Source organism: Paenibacillus baimaensis (genome assembly GCF_025567575.1).
This window is the reverse complement of sequence record NZ_JAOQIO010000005.1, coordinates 44582-59537: the sequence shown is the minus strand read 5'-3', so window position 1 is coordinate 59537 and position 14956 is coordinate 44582. Positions and strand designations below refer to the sequence as shown.

Below are 14956 nucleotides of genomic sequence, written 5' to 3'. Positions count from 1 at the left end.
CACATACGGCGCTACTTGAAAGGGCGCTTTAAATTTCTCTGATCCTTTCCGTAAGCCACCGCAACGCAAATAAGCAGCCCCTGTGGGACTGCTTATTCTTGCTATTTAAATTTCTATGGAGCTGCCATGCTAGCTTAAAGCCGACGTCATGAAGTCATATGCGATTCAGGCGCCTCCAGCTCCCTCTGCTTACGCAGCAGGTAAGTAAAATAACGGATATAGAACGAAATCAACACAAAGAATATGCCTACGGTCAGCGGATCCTTCGTATAGCTTTCCAGTGTCGGCGCTGCAGTTGCCCCGGTCATTCCCGAGTCACTCTGCAAGTAGTACATGGCCAGCAGTCGATACACAATCCGCCCCAGCAGCAGCACAATTAAAGTTACCTCAACCCACAGATGGGTTCGATAGTACCAAGCATCGTCTCTTTTTTCAAACTGAATATGCTTGATAGCGTAGTAACTAAGGATCAACCCGACAGCCAAGCCTACCGCATCGGCAATAAAATGAATAGGATGCAGCAGACCTGCATACAGAAACACGCAGCCTAACACACCGAAAATCGTCGTACGAAATATAAGCCGTTTACGGTTCAGCTTCTGAAAACCGATCGTCCGTTTCACCCTACGGTAAATTCCAAAGGCAATCAATGCCATTATAAGCAATGTAGGCCCCAAATGCTCCATGTGGATCATCCCTCCTAACCGTTGTATAGGGTAGATATCGAAGCCTTAGCACATCGAGATCAAGGAGCATTCTCCAAAAATTGCGCAGTCGGATTTTTGTCCATTGCCGAACGCATCGCGTATTCACTCTCAAACAGCACGACGAAATTATTTTTCTTATCCTTCACAAGCTGTGAATTAATCCGGAACTTGGCAGGATCGACATCCTTATCTACAATCCAACGTGCGAACTGGAAGTTCATCCGCTGCAGCTGTACCTCAACACCATACTCTGCCTTCATCCGGTACTCCAATACCTCAAATTGCAGTTGGCCGACTACACCGAGAATCATATCGTCAAAGCCGATCGTACGGAATACTTGAATAGTGCCTTCCTCTGTCAACTGATCGATACCCTTTTGAAACTGCTTATGTTTAAGTGCATTTTTGACAGTCACCTTGGAAAATAACTCAGGTGAGAAGGTCGGCAGCTCATCAAACTCGTAGTTGCCGCCTTGACACAACGTATCGCCAATTCGAAAAATACCCGGGTCAAACAGCCCGATAATATCGCCGGGATACGCCTCCTCGACAATATCGCGGTCCTGTGCCAGAAACTGCTGCGGCTGAGCCAGCTTGATGTCCTTGCCTGGACGAACGTGTTTCACGGACATCCCACGCTCAAATTTACCGGAGCAAATACGCAGAAAAGCAATCCGGTCCCGATGCGCAGGGTTCATATTCGCCTGAATTTTAAACACATAGCCGGAAAATTGCTCGCTAAGCGGATCAATATCCCCTTGAGTACTTCTACGTGGTGTTGGAATAGGTGCCAGCTCCAGAAAATTTTCCAGAAAGGTTTGTACACCGAAATTATTGATCGCGCTGCCGAAGAACACAGGAGTCAACTCGCCACTTTGCACTTTTTCATAGTCGAACGGATCGCCTGCTACATCCAGCAGCTCCAGATCCTGAATCAGCTGATCGTAGAAAAACTCGCCTGCAATTTCTTTGACCAGTGGGTCCTCATAGCCGCTTACTTTGCGCACTTCAATCATTTTATGATCGTCGCCCTGAAACAGCTCGACCTGCGTCTGCTGGCGATCATAGACACCACGGAACTGCTTACCCGAGCCTATAGGCCAGTTCATCGGGTAGGATCTGATCCCAAGCACCTGCTCCAGCTCTTCCAGCAGTTCAAAAGGGTTTTGTCCCTCGCGGTCCATCTTATTAATGAATGTAAAGATCGGGATTCCCCGTTTACGACATACTTGAAACAGCTTCTTCGTTTGCAGCTCGACCCCTTTGGCAGAATCGATCAGCATCACGGCACTGTCAGCCGCGGTTAATGTCCGGTACGTGTCTTCGGAGAAATCCTGGTGACCCGGTGTATCCAGAATATTGACGCGATGTCCGTCATAATCGAACTGCATCACGCTCGATGTAACAGAAATCCCTCTTTGCTTCTCAATTTCCATCCAGTCCGAGGTGGCGTGCTTGCTTGCCTTGCGGCCTTTGACCGTACCGGCCAAGCGAATCGCTCCTCCAAACAGCAGCAGCTTCTCCGTTAATGTCGTTTTACCCGCATCCGGGTGAGAAATAATCGCAAAGGTGCGGCGTTTCTCAACTTCTTCTTGCATCTTCTGTGGCATGTTCATACTCATGGATTGTATTGTTCCTTCCTTCATATCACTAAATATTTGTTTACTTAGTCAGCTTTAAATTCCAATCCGCTTCTTTGAGCCAGGTACGATTACTGAACTCACGTCCTCGAACCGTCACATGATCCTTATATACCTGCACATAAAGCCCTTGGGATTTATTCTTACCTTCATTCTGAAAATTGCGGTTTAATACACGGCCCACTGAGGAATTGTGAAAAAAATGGAAAGTCTCCTTCACATAATGCTCGGTGCCGTTCTGAAAATCCTGATGACGATGGCCGCAGAACACAAACACATTCGGATGCGGCTTTAAAATTTCGCGAAATAGCTTGGCACGGATTAACGTATGGCTGCCGCCATCAGAGCCGATGGGTGGCAACGGCTGATGGACCATGACAAATACCGGTTTGCCATCCTTGTGCTTGGCTAACTCCGTCTTCAGCCAGTCCAGCTGCTCATCGGAATACCAGGCACCCTCACCAACCTCAGGCTTCTCTTGAACATATGCTTCCTGTGATAGCATCAGGATCGATAACCCGTTGATCTCAACGGCATGGTAAGGCTTCTGCAAGCCAAAAAATTTCTGAAACCGCTCGCGTGCCTGCCAGTCTGTTTTGCCATTGGGCACCGTATCTTTATTGAAGGCACCCTTCTTGTCAATCCAAATATCGTAATAATCGTGATTCCCCATATTAGCATGAAGCGGAGGCAGCTTGTAAGCAGATATTACCTTTTGCAGCTCCCTATAGCCATCCGGATCGCCAAAATCTGTCAAGTCTCCCGTCAGCAGCACGGTCTCCACAGGTGACTCGAACTGCTTGATATCATCAAACGCTTCCTTCAAATGTTTAATCGTATCCGGATCGTAGACAGATACGTGAAGATCGCTTAATATCATGAACGACAGCAGCGGTTCTTTATCATTAATCGGCGCTGGCTTCGACTCTGGTGTCTCGGGCTTCGGTGCAGCCAGGGGCTGCTCAGCAGCATGCTTAACGACGCTCTGTGAATTAACGGAGCGCTGAAGCAAATAAATAAGGCCCGTTGTTGCTGCACCAATCATCACAAAAAGCCCGAGCATCCAACGTATAAAAGCCCGACGCGACATATTTATTAACCTCCTGATGGTCTCCAAAATGATGTCTTTATATTATATCTTGAATAACAGGTATCTGTACACTTTTTGACGGTATGTAAGCAAAAAAAGGCCCGTACCCGATAAAGTACGGACCCTTCTGCAGAAGCGAATGATTCAACCTGTGCTGAGCTTATTTTCTTAAAGCTGTTTCCCAAGCCACTTCGCCTTCATCTTGTCCATTTACTGGCCACCACTTGAAGCCGTCTTCTGAGAGCAGCTGCTGAGCTTGATCCGGGCCCCACGTTCCAGCTGGATACAGCATCAAATTGTCCGTACGCTCCGCCCATGCAGAAGCAATTTTATCGACATATTTCCAGGCCAATGCTACCTCGTCCCAACGGGTGAAATAAGTGGAATCGCCGCGTGCAGCATCGTACAGCAGACGCTCGTAAGCTTCCGGTGTATTCAAGCCTACCTGGCAGCTTTGGCAAAAATCCATCGATATCGGCAGAATGGAGCCTTCCGAGCCCGGTTGTTTGGCATTCATTTTGAAATAGATGCCTTCCATCGGATTGACTCGGAATACGAGCAGGTTAGGTTCAAGCTTATGTTTTTTGGACAAATACACATTATTAGGAACATTTTTGAATTCAACCACGACCTCAGTCGTTTTGACCGGCAGCCTTTTGCCTGTACGAATATAGAACGGTACGCCTGCCCAACGGAAGTTATCAACAAATACTCTTGCCGCGAAGAAGGTTTCCGTCGTCGATTCAGGATTAACCGAATCCTCCTGACGATAGCCGGATACTTGAGAACCCTTCATGGTACCTGCTGAATATTGACCACGGACTGTATTGGAGCGTACCTCTGATGCGGTTTGGAAGCCGCGAAGTGAGCGGAATACCTTTACCTTCTCATCACGGATATCTTCCGGAGACAGCCGGCTAGGTGGTTCCATCGCTATCATAGCCAGCGTCTGCAGCATATGGTTCTGCCCCATGTCACGCAGTGCCCCGGAGTGATCATAATAACCGCCACGGCTTTCAACACCAACCGTCTCACTTAGCGTAATTTGAATGTTTGCAATATATTTATTGTTCCATAGCGGCTCGAAGAATGCGTTGGCAAACCGTACCACATTAATGTTTTGCACCATTTCCTTGCCGAGGTAATGATCGATCCGATAGACATCCTTCTCTTCAAACACTTCACGGATCTGGCCATTCAGCTTTTCAGCAGATGGCAGGTCATAACCGAATGGCTTCTCGATAACAAGACGTGCCCAACCGGATGTTTCCAGTAATCCGCCTTCCTTCAAATTGTACGATACGTTGCCAAACAGCTCAGGGGAAAGCGCCAGGAAGAAGAGCCTGTTGCCGCCTATGTCAAACTTGGCATCCAGTCGGTTAGTCATAACGTTCAGTTCTTTAAAAGCCTCGACATTATTCGTATCCAACGACATATACTCAAAATGCTCGGCAAAGGATTCCCACTGTTCGTCCTTCGTCACATTATAGCGTGCAAATTCCTTGATCGATTCATGTACATCTTCACGGAATTGCTCATTCGTCCGCGGTCTGCGTGCCAAACCGATTACGGCAAAGCGGTCGCCAAGCTTACGTTCACGGTAAAGGCTGTATATCGCAGGATATAGCTTGCGGCGTGCCAAATCTCCAGTTGCTCCAAAAAGCAAAATTACCGTATCGGTCATTTTATCATCATTCTCTCTTATGTATTTTTCGTTGCTATTATTTCCTGTCATTCATCTCAACTTACTAAGCATAACCAAATATAACGCAGGATTCAACATCCCAGCTATAACAAATTTTTATAAGCTTCTACATAAAATATGTAAGGGGACATCATAGCTCACCAAAAAGACCCCGCCACGTGATGCGAAGCCTTGGAAAGGCTTGTAAATGTAATGTGCACATGATTTATTTTGTTGTCCAACGGTCATTTTCATTCGTTATTTTATCGAAAACTTTTCCTGCTACTAGTACCCCATTGACCATTGGCTCTCCTGGGCTTGAAGTACATGTAATGATTTTCTGAGCATATAACAACGGATACTTGCATCATAATGAATCGACTCGTAGCCTTTGGCTGTATAAAAACGCTGCGCCTGTGTATTCGTATCATCCACCCACAGGTAAATTTCCTGCTTCCCCTTCTGCTGCCCATATCGTTCTGCATGTTTGAGTAAGGCCGACCCAATCCCATGCCCTTGGATCGTTCTATCGACAGCCAGCATATCGACATACATCACATTCTTGTCCTGTCGGATAGCAATAAATCCGCACACCTTACGTCCCCCACGGATATAAACGTAGGTTGCACAGCCACGTAATCGCTTCCGAAGTGCCTTTAGGTCCAATTTTACATCCGGTTGGGTTATTCTGGCATACGGCAGCAGTAAGCTCTTAACCAGCCCCAGGATCGCTTTGTCATGCAGGGGTAGATGTTTGCAGATCAATGACCATCGCCTCCATAGATAATTGTACTTTATCTTATGAAGTGCGCTTATCGTCTGCTATTATTTCAAGTACTTTTTGCCGACAAAGCCCAAAAACAATACGCTGATAACAACTACAATGATAATGACGGCGATCTGAATCCAGTCCATAGCTTGTACCCCTTAATTAAATTTACAATATCCTGTTTCAACTGCTGTATCTGGAGTTTATTAAATGATAATAAGTTAAATTAGATTGTTCTTGAAGTTAATTTTATATCATAATTGATCTTTCATCCAGCTGTCAATAATAATTTGCGAAAACTCGTCAATATTGTATAATTATACATATAACATCCATGATCGTGAGGTGTATGAGCTATGATTTCCAAAATTTCCGAAGTCAATCGTATATATCGAACAAATGACATATGGCGTGAGGAAGATCATGCGTGGCAGGAGGGCGGCTGGCAGTATCGTCCCTTGGTCTCATCGAAAGCCAGTGCGGAGGTTGTGTTTCAACGGTATGCCTTTGGACAGCATGCCCGTGCAACCGCAATGGCGGTAGCTGGCTTATTGACCTCAGCAGAGCAGTTGAAACAAGCCGGGGAAGCCATGCTGGGTTCAGATTCGTCCTTGGATCATCGAACGGTTGAGGTTAGTCATCCCTCTGTTTTAACCGCCGTAGTTCAAAAGGGTGCCCAAATCGGCTCGTACATCATTCAATCCGATCAAATTGCGAAAGCACAGCTGAATGACGGAATCGTTCTACAGCGTACTTCACCAACGCTCATGACAGCGGGCTCTAATCAGATGAAGCTTGTCACTGAAAATCAAACGACCTCTTTCTCCATATACATTTTATCAACAGATACGAATCAGCAAGCGCTCCAAAAAATTCGCAGCGCTATCAACAGCACCAAATCAGATCTCCAAGCTTCCATTGCCTGGGACGATCTTAAAGATACTGTACAATTGAAAATCAACAGCCTTCACACAGGAGCAGCACATGCTTTTTCGATTATGGATATATATGGGAATGCATCGACGATCAGCGGGATTGCTAATGTAACACAGCAGGCGGAAGATGCTGTCTACCGCATTAACAGCGATACTCCAGTGGTGTCAGCCTCCAATCAGATTGTATGGGATCAGGGCAATGTCTCCATTACGTTATTGGCTGCATCGGAAGAACCTGTACAAATCAACATATATCCGGATTTGATAGGAATTAAACGACAGGTTCAAGCTCTCGTTGACCGATACAATTCTCTTCATTTATTGCTTACCCAATCAGGTGGATTGCTCACGAGTGAAGCTTCCGAATCGGTAATGGGCAAGCTGACATCGCTGCCACTTGAGATGATCGGAATCCAGCTGAACGCTGATGGTTCACTGAAAGTGGACTTGTCCGTATTGGAGCAGCAGGCTATATCCAGATTTGATCTGCTGGAATTCAGTTTACGAGGCTTCGGCGGACTTGCTGCAGCACTGAATGTAGCAGCCAAGACATTACTCGACCCGCCTTCGTTTGAATTGCTGGATCAAGGGCAGGCTTTATTTCAATCCTTCAATAATTATCAGTTGAATCAGCGGGATGGAACTCCTGTTAATACTTATCTTCCATTACCCCTGTCCGGTATCTTAATGAATGATTATATCTAGTCTTAAGATATCTGGCATTCTGGATGCATACAAAGAAGGCTCGACACCATGATGAATGTGGTGTTAAGCCTTCTTTGTGGTTTTCCGCACACACTAAGCCATAACAGATTCAATTACGTCTTGGGAAGGGCATTAACAATCGCTTTTTTCCGGCATTCCAACGAATAGCTCAACGCCGCATGTCTAACTTCAGCGAGTCGGGCGGCATCCTCCATATAAAACCATTCTTCATGTGTATATAATTTCAATAAAATATGCTTGGCGGCATGGATAGCCTGCTTCTCATCCCGCAGCATAAACCATGTAACTTGATAGCAGCTGCACTCATAGGCACGCAGTATCGTTACCTTTTCATGAGCTGTCAACGGAATTACCGTGTCGAGTATGGAAGGTCTGGAACTAGCGGCCATTGGCTCTGCCTCCTTCATTTATGGTAAAAGACCAACCTGAGACGGGTGGTTCTGGATACTTTCTGTCTATCACCTTGCGTATTAAGGTCAGCTTTTCCGGACTCCGCTGAAGCGCAGGAATTCGAAACGCATAGTCCTTACCAGGAAACTCATTCCCTAATGTCACAACGCCATCAAAAGCTGATGAGCCTCCGCGGTAATGAACCGGATACTCGATACCGTCTGCATCCTTGACCACCCACTCATCGCCAGTAAAATTGTTTTTGAATATGCCTTGAACCCGTAATACCGCTTCTTTTCTGTTCTCCCTTGGGTCAGGTGCATCATCCATTTCAAAGCCTGTCAAACGCAGCTCGTCCCCCTCATGATGGAAAATTGCAGGCTGCGCAGACAAATCATCAGGAACAAAGTCTAGTCTTTCCTCCGTTATTTCCGGGAGTATGTAACCGTCCCATACGAACCGTACATAGCTTTCTGCGGGTAAATATTTGAACGAATAAGACCAATGCATGATATGAGCTGCGGGATCCTTTATTTTGGATGCGGTCAATAAACTGTCCTTATGCGGAAATTTCGTGCTCATCACACTGTGAATCTCTTCCCCGCTCTCGTCTTCAAAATGGAACATCAGCTGCTCTCTTTCCCTCAGTCTTGCTGGTGAACGCTCTGCGGCAGCCGCCGATAGCTCGGTATCCAGATCAAGCCTGACCCCGCTTGGAGTCCGTACCAGCCGTTTCATATGGATAGTCATACCGTTCTCCGTTGTATACGATTGGTTCAAAGGCTGTACCGTAGTCAAAGCCTTAGCCTGCTTCAGGTTCACATTAAACGCAAAGCTCCATTTTCCCTGAATATAAGGGATTCGTTGTATGTCACTACCCAACCTGGAAATGGTTGCCTGGATCATCAATTCATCAGCTTGTATTTCCTGCGGAAAATGGGCTACAAGTACATACATTTGTGAGGTCATGCCGATATCATACAGTTCTCCGAGCTTATTCCCATTACGGTCCGTTATCTGTATCTCATTGGGGCCGCTTAGCTCCAGCATATTATGATTGGGCATACCATCGGGTCCTGTCAGCTTTAACGCCATAACGACTCTTGTCGAATCCGCTACCACCTCGTTGATCTCCATCGTGTATCCTTGATCCTTGACCTTAATATTGGGATTATTGACCAAACCAAGCTCCTGAGACTTTAAGAGCCCGTAATCGACAACATCAGGCGCAAATAAGGAACGGACATATTCCGCTAAGGACGGGGACGCCATGACTGCCAGAGTACTGGATATAAGAAGGATCAATGCAGCCGTCGTGAATGCCCATTTCTGATTGCGAATGGAAAGCCAACGGCTCCACCGTGGAAGACGCGCTTGGCTGAACTGCGAGTCCTGACTGTTCCGTACAGATATCGATGGCTGATCGGAGTGTTGCTTTTGCATGCTCAGAGTGGTGCTCGTCATGGATATCGACAGCGGATCGGAATGTGACTCCTGATCATCCAGCAACAATTCCAGCTGTGTTGCTGATTCAGCTTCCGTGCGGACAAAAGCGGTTCGTGGCCTACTCTCTGAGTATACCGTCGTCAGTGCCACATCATCTAATTTGGCCATCAGATCTGCTGTAAATGAACCTGGCAGCGCATCCTCTCGGGGAAACAGCTGATCTGTCCATTGCGACTGCTCCATCCGACATTCTTCCAACCGCATTCGGCAGGTCGCACAGCTGTTTAGATGCTGCTGAATTTCTTCGAGGAACACGGGTGCACCCTTGAATCCACTACCTTGTAAACAAGCTTTATGAGTGCTTTTATGTACATTACAGCTGGCCAGATATAGATCTGCTTCCTCAACGCTCCAACATCTCATGGACGTGCACCTCCTTGTCCTTCAGCAACTGCTTCATTTTTTTCTTGGCACGATGCAGATCGTTCTGCACCTTACTGACGGGTATGTCCAGAATGATCCCAATTTCCTCGTAACTCAGATCATTTGTGTATCTAAGCAGCAGCACCATTCGGTGTTGTGGGGATAAACCCAGCAGCATATCATGAATTTCCAGTCTTTTCTCCATTTGCAAATACATAGCCTCAGGGCACTCCATATGTTCATGCGCATTCAGGTTATGTCCGTAGGAAATATCAGCCTGTCTGCGCCTCCATGAATCTCTCAGTAAATTGGCAGCGATCGTATACAACCATGAAGCAAAGCTGCGTTCAATGTGGTGGGAGGATAAGCTGCGATACGCTTTGATGAATGCCTCCTGAGTCAAATCCTGTGCATCCTGCTGCTGCGCACCCATATCTCTAAGCAGCCCATACACTCGGTCTTTATACCGGTTTACAAGGAACGCGAAAGCTTCCTTGCCACCTTGAAGCACTTCTTTGATCAGCGCTTCGTCGTTCAACTGATCATCCATAATCGACCTCCACAACATTCTCTACACTATATAGACGCAGCTCACGCGTATTTCCTTTCATTTTTTACAAAAAAAATACAGCCCGCCTGCCATTAGGCAAGGAGCTGCGTCCATATCCCTTTCCTTATCCTTTTTATTTAGTGAAAAGCCCGCCAAAACTCGCCGTTGACTGCAATCAGATTCATGATGCTAGAAAAAGGAATTTTGAATGTCGGAAAACCCGCCACATAGGGAGCAATATCGTAGGGATAAAAATACAGATGCAGCGCATGCTCCGAAACATAGAACGGCTGATTCGCCTTGATCCCCTTGTAAGTATCCGGGAATACATACGAATATTGCGGGTCCTGCTTAATTTGCTGTCCTACAATGTCACTAAGCACCGAGACGTAATCACTGTCTGGCTTAAACAGATCCTTCAGCTCATAGATCCGTCCATTCATCAAGTTAATAGGTGTATACAGCTTTGTAGGCATCCCATGCGCCGCGCCGAACGGAAAATTGTAACCATTCAGCTGAAGCTGCAGTAAATTTTTCTTAAAAAATGAGACGTTAAAATCACCACTATAACTGTAATCAAGCTGAGTATCAGCAGGTACCGGCTTCACTTGTGATAGCTGCTTCAGTTTCTCGTTAACTTGTGTTTGTGCGATCTGGGAACTCATTCCTTCTATCTGTGGATAGTACACCAGATAATCTTTATTCGGTTTATACTTAAGCTCCCTGACACGATACGGGGAACGCAGCGGGATCACCGTATTTTGCTGCCATACGATATGCCCCCTGCGGTCCACGTACGACATCCTTTGATCGATATTCACTTGAATGAGCGGCTTCATCCAGACCAGGGTACCACTTCCCTCCAAACGTGGAAAGCCCTCTGCGGGTTTGCCGCTTGGATCGATAAAATAAGTATGGTCACCATCCGTGACGGAAGCAAGCCCGTCCTTGAACTCGGATATATCCGTATATACAAACTCCGTGAGCCGCTTGCCAAACAGATCGGCAATGGCATATTTGGAGCCGATATATGGCCGTTTGGGATCAATGGCTTGCCCGATCGCAACCCTTTGTTCCCCCAGCGTACGAATCGTGTTATATTCAGGCTTAATTTCAAAGTTGGCATCACGATCGATTAGGCCGTATTGTGAAGTGTAGTCCTCGGAAATATCCACGATTGCCCTCTTATCCTCAAAAGGCAAGGCAGTTCTATACTGTGGTGAAATAATGATTTTGCCGCGTTCATTGATGTATCCAAATTTACCTGAGGATTCCTTCTGAAAAGGCAGCAGTCCATCTCCCAATGCACCCACATACGCATAAGGATACGATGAGAGGCGTGCTCCATCCCTGTCGATCAAGCTATATGACTTCTTCTTCAGCTTAACAACGGCCTTGCCTTCATGAAAATCTCCTGCATCCTCATACTGCGGAGCTATGACCTCGTGACCCTGCAAATCCAGATAACCATAGCGTTGGCTGTCTGGGTTAACCGTGTTCACATTGGCGAATACAGCTCGCTCATTACGGTAGGGAGCAATATAGCTGTAGGCTTTGTCTGTAACAATTTGACCGTTCTCATCCATGACCTTAAAGCCCTGTTTGTCGATAACAATAGCGCGTCCTTCAGAATAGGAACTGATGGAATCCCATACAGGGGGGACAACCTGCCTGCCCGTAAGGTCAATCATCCCGCTATGGCCGTTTACCTGAACAACCGCATAACCATTGCTCTGAAATTGTGCAGCATACTCATACTGGGGTTTGATGACCCATTCGCCCCTATCGTTGATATAACCCCACTCTGTACCATCGATCGTTTGCAATGAGGCGGGAAACAATGAGGTTGCACGCGTATCACCCGCCTGCTTAACCTGCTCAAGCTGAATTAGCTTCTGCAGATCCAACAGCATGTCTGGAGTAGGGTAAGAAGGCTTCAAGCTGATTGCTTTATCCAGTGATACAGCCGCGGCTTCAGGCATATCGGCTTTATACTGTGCATCCGCCAAATAGTACCAATAGAACGCATAATCGGGATGCTTGTTAGTTAATGCCTCATAGTAGCGGACTACCCTTTGAAAGTAATAAGGATACACATCCCATGCACTCGTGAACTCGCCATTGTGCCATCTAAGCACCTCAACCTTGTACGCTTCGCCCGTATCGTGGATCCACAGCGCAATTTCACTCAACCCATCCCGGCCATACCGTCCCGGCATATCCTCGATTTCCACATAGCTGTAGTCCATATCAGTTGGAGCTACATCCTTGAAGCCTTGAGCTGTCCATTCATAAACAGACAGCTTTGACCAAATCGAGCCGATCTGCCAGCCGACAATCAAATTGCTGCGGTCACGGCTGGTCACTGGTGCAGCAGTAAGCAGGCTCACCTCATAGCCAGGGCCTTTCAAATAGGCAATGGGTCTCCATTCATTTCCAAGCTGCTTGAATATGGTTACTCCATTCTCACCGTTTATCTTGTAAGCGTAGGCTATTTCGGGGATCCCATCCCCATCCAGATCGACCGCAATAGATACGGGACGAGGAGAGTTCGGGTCTATAGTCAGCGATTGCGCAGCTTGGGCGGCATACGCCCGGATCAGCTGATTTGTCTGTGTTTCATTCATCATCATCTCAGCACCTCATATGGTTAGTCGCCTATAGCATATGGGCATCTAGCCAAATCGGTGCATGTCGAACTGATTGTCAATGGCTGCATTCCTGCGACAATCAGCTTGTTCATAGCTCTTGATACAAGAGCAGTCCTACGTTGTTGACCATTCATTGATTTCTTGGAGCATGTATGTAGGGGAGCAGAAGCTGTTCCGTATTTTCGAGGATTTGAGACAATGCTTATTCGGCAAGTCCATTCTTGAATGCGTAGATGGCTGCTTGTGTACGATCCTCGACACCCAGCTTGGCCAAGATGTTCGTCACATGGAATTTAACCGTTTTGATCCCGATAAACAGCTCGTCTGCAACGTCCTGATTCGACCGCCCGGATGCAATAAGCCGGAGTACCTCCATCTCGCGTTCCGTCAGTTCATCGTGGGCCGGGGCGACAGGCTTCGGTTGCCGGAAGCGGTTCATAATTTTCGAAGCAACCTGAGATTCAAGAATAGATTGTCCCTTGACCGCAGCACGTATCGCCTGTGCCACCTCTGCCGCGCGTGATGTTTTCAATAAATAGCTGAAAGCGCCCGCTTCAATAACAGGATACATTTTCTCATCATCCAAAAAGCTTGTCAGTACAACAACCTTACAATCGGGATACAGCTTGAGCAGCTGCTTCGTGGTTTCAATTCCATCCATACCTTCCATGACAAGATCCATCAGAACCACATCCGGCTTATACTCTTGTGCCAGACGAATCCCTTCCGCACCATTGCTGGCTTCACCAACCACCTCAATGTCGTCCTCCGTGCTTAACACGGCAGCAAGACCGATTCGTACCATCTCGTGATCATCGACCAGCAATACTTTTATTGCCTGTTCCTCATTCTCCAAGCTCTTCCACTCCTTCCGCTATTATCGGAACCCGAATATCAATCCGCGTGCCCTTACCGGGTGCCGTAATCAGATTCAAGGAACCGCCGATTTCGTTCACACGCTCTTTCATGGTCATAATGCCATAAGAAGCATGCTTCTTCACATCCAGATCAAAGCCGATTCCGTTATCACGGATAAGCAAACGAATGCTTTCTGCCGATGACTGCGTGAGCCTTACCTCCAGACGTGTCGCCTTGGAATGCCGCAGTGCATTCGACATCGCTTCCTGAACAATACGGAACAGGTGATCCTCTATACCCTTAGGCAGATAGATATCGTCCGTCAGCTCTCCCACGATTTCCATTGGCACCTTGGCCGCTAGCTCATCCAGCAGCTCGACCAAGCCCTCTGCCAGCCGTTTGCCTTCCAAATGAACGGGCCGCAGATGCAGCAGCAGCGCACGCATTTCCGATTGTGCGACTGATGCCATTTCCTCAATCAAATATATTTGTCGCTGAGCTTTGTCAAAATCCTTATCCAGTGTGCGTCCAACGGCCGTTGCCGTCATCGAGATTGCGAACAGCTGTTGACTGACCGCATCATGCAGCTCTCTCGCCAACCGCTGCCGCTCTTCTACAATTGCCGAATATTTGGCCTTTTGCGCAAGCTGCGCATTGTTATTGGAAAGCCGCTGCAGCGAGCTGACCTGTTCTTCCCATTTTTTCGTAATCTCGTTAAGCTGCTCTCCGAGCCGTCCAATTTCATCCTCACCAAGCGGGGGAACGGTGCGTGTCAGATTTCCCTTTTCCAGTGCGAGCATGACCTCGCCAAGCTGCTCCAGTCGTGATTTCATCTTGCCACTGTACCAGATGCCATATACACCGCCGATGGTAACAACGATGAGAATCAGGGTCAGGCTCATCTGAATCCCTTCACTCCAAGAAGTGAACTCTTTGAGATATCCATAATGAATCAGGAAATACACAATAACGCCAAACAAAACAAGGCTGAGCCCAATCGACTCACCCATGCTTCGCCACATCATATTGGTCAGCCGTTTATTGTGCCTTTCCATTAATCATGTCCTCCCAGCATTCGGACAATTCC

The 14956-nt window shown here is 47.1% G+C and carries 12 protein-coding genes; 1 reads left to right on the top strand and 11 read right to left on the bottom strand.

The window, feature by feature from the left end:
- Nucleotides 1-146: 146 nt before the first annotated feature.
- The 5 genes from OB236_RS01105 to OB236_RS01085 form a co-directional block, all read right to left on the bottom strand.
- Nucleotides 147-686, bottom strand: a complete 540-nt coding sequence (locus tag OB236_RS01105) for a CcdC protein domain-containing protein (RefSeq protein WP_262682217.1) — start codon at nucleotides 684-686, stop codon at nucleotides 147-149.
- A gap of 59 nt (nucleotides 687-745) precedes the next feature.
- Complete coding sequence (locus OB236_RS01100; RefSeq protein ID WP_408638395.1) at nucleotides 746-2323, bottom strand: peptide chain release factor 3; 1578 nt, start codon at nucleotides 2321-2323, stop codon at nucleotides 746-748.
- 46 nt (nucleotides 2324-2369) lie between these two features.
- Nucleotides 2370-3437 (bottom strand): metallophosphoesterase family protein, encoded by a 1068-nt coding sequence (locus OB236_RS01095; RefSeq protein ID WP_262682215.1) that lies wholly within the window; start codon nucleotides 3435-3437, stop codon nucleotides 2370-2372.
- Between the two features lie 160 nt (nucleotides 3438-3597).
- Nucleotides 3598-5121, bottom strand: coding sequence for a glucose-6-phosphate dehydrogenase (gene zwf, locus OB236_RS01090; protein ID WP_076236285.1), 1524 nt, complete (start codon nucleotides 5119-5121; stop codon nucleotides 3598-3600).
- 285 nt (nucleotides 5122-5406) lie between these two features.
- Nucleotides 5407-5886 carry a GNAT family N-acetyltransferase gene (locus tag OB236_RS01085; RefSeq protein WP_262682214.1) on the bottom strand — a complete coding sequence of 160 codons (480 nt, stop codon included), beginning with the start codon at nucleotides 5884-5886 and terminating at the stop codon, nucleotides 5407-5409.
- 360 nt (nucleotides 5887-6246) lie between these two features.
- Between OB236_RS01085 and fliD the strand changes: the two genes are divergently transcribed.
- A complete protein-coding gene (fliD, locus tag OB236_RS01080) occupies nucleotides 6247-7530 on the top strand; it encodes a flagellar filament capping protein FliD (RefSeq protein ID WP_262682213.1) in 1284 nt (427 codons plus the stop codon).
- A 113-nt stretch (nucleotides 7531-7643) separates the two neighbouring features.
- On the opposite strand, the gene OB236_RS01075 is transcribed toward fliD, so the two are convergent.
- From OB236_RS01075 to OB236_RS01050, 6 genes are all read right to left on the bottom strand, one after another.
- Nucleotides 7644-7940 (bottom strand): hypothetical protein, encoded by a 297-nt coding sequence (locus OB236_RS01075; protein ID WP_262682211.1) that lies wholly within the window; start codon nucleotides 7938-7940, stop codon nucleotides 7644-7646.
- Nucleotides 7930-9810, bottom strand: coding sequence for a DUF4179 domain-containing protein (locus tag OB236_RS01070; protein WP_262682209.1), 1881 nt, complete (start codon nucleotides 9808-9810; stop codon nucleotides 7930-7932). The genes OB236_RS01075 and OB236_RS01070 overlap by 11 nt, the downstream gene beginning before the upstream one ends.
- Nucleotides 9791-10360: an RNA polymerase sigma factor gene (locus OB236_RS01065; protein WP_262682207.1), complete on the bottom strand. Its 570-nt coding sequence runs from the start codon at nucleotides 10358-10360 to the stop codon at nucleotides 9791-9793. The genes OB236_RS01070 and OB236_RS01065 overlap by 20 nt, the downstream gene beginning before the upstream one ends.
- A gap of 137 nt (nucleotides 10361-10497) precedes the next feature.
- Nucleotides 10498-12993 (bottom strand): WG repeat-containing protein, encoded by a 2496-nt coding sequence (locus OB236_RS01060; RefSeq protein ID WP_262682205.1) that lies wholly within the window; start codon nucleotides 12991-12993, stop codon nucleotides 10498-10500.
- Nucleotides 12994-13213: 220 nt separating this feature from the next.
- Complete coding sequence (locus tag OB236_RS01055) at nucleotides 13214-13867, bottom strand: response regulator transcription factor (protein ID WP_262682204.1); 654 nt, start codon at nucleotides 13865-13867, stop codon at nucleotides 13214-13216.
- Entirely contained in the window at nucleotides 13857-14924 is a 1068-nt protein-coding gene (locus OB236_RS01050) for a sensor histidine kinase (protein WP_262682203.1), read from the bottom strand. The genes OB236_RS01055 and OB236_RS01050 overlap by 11 nt, the downstream gene beginning before the upstream one ends.
- Nucleotides 14925-14956 lie beyond the last annotated feature (32 nt).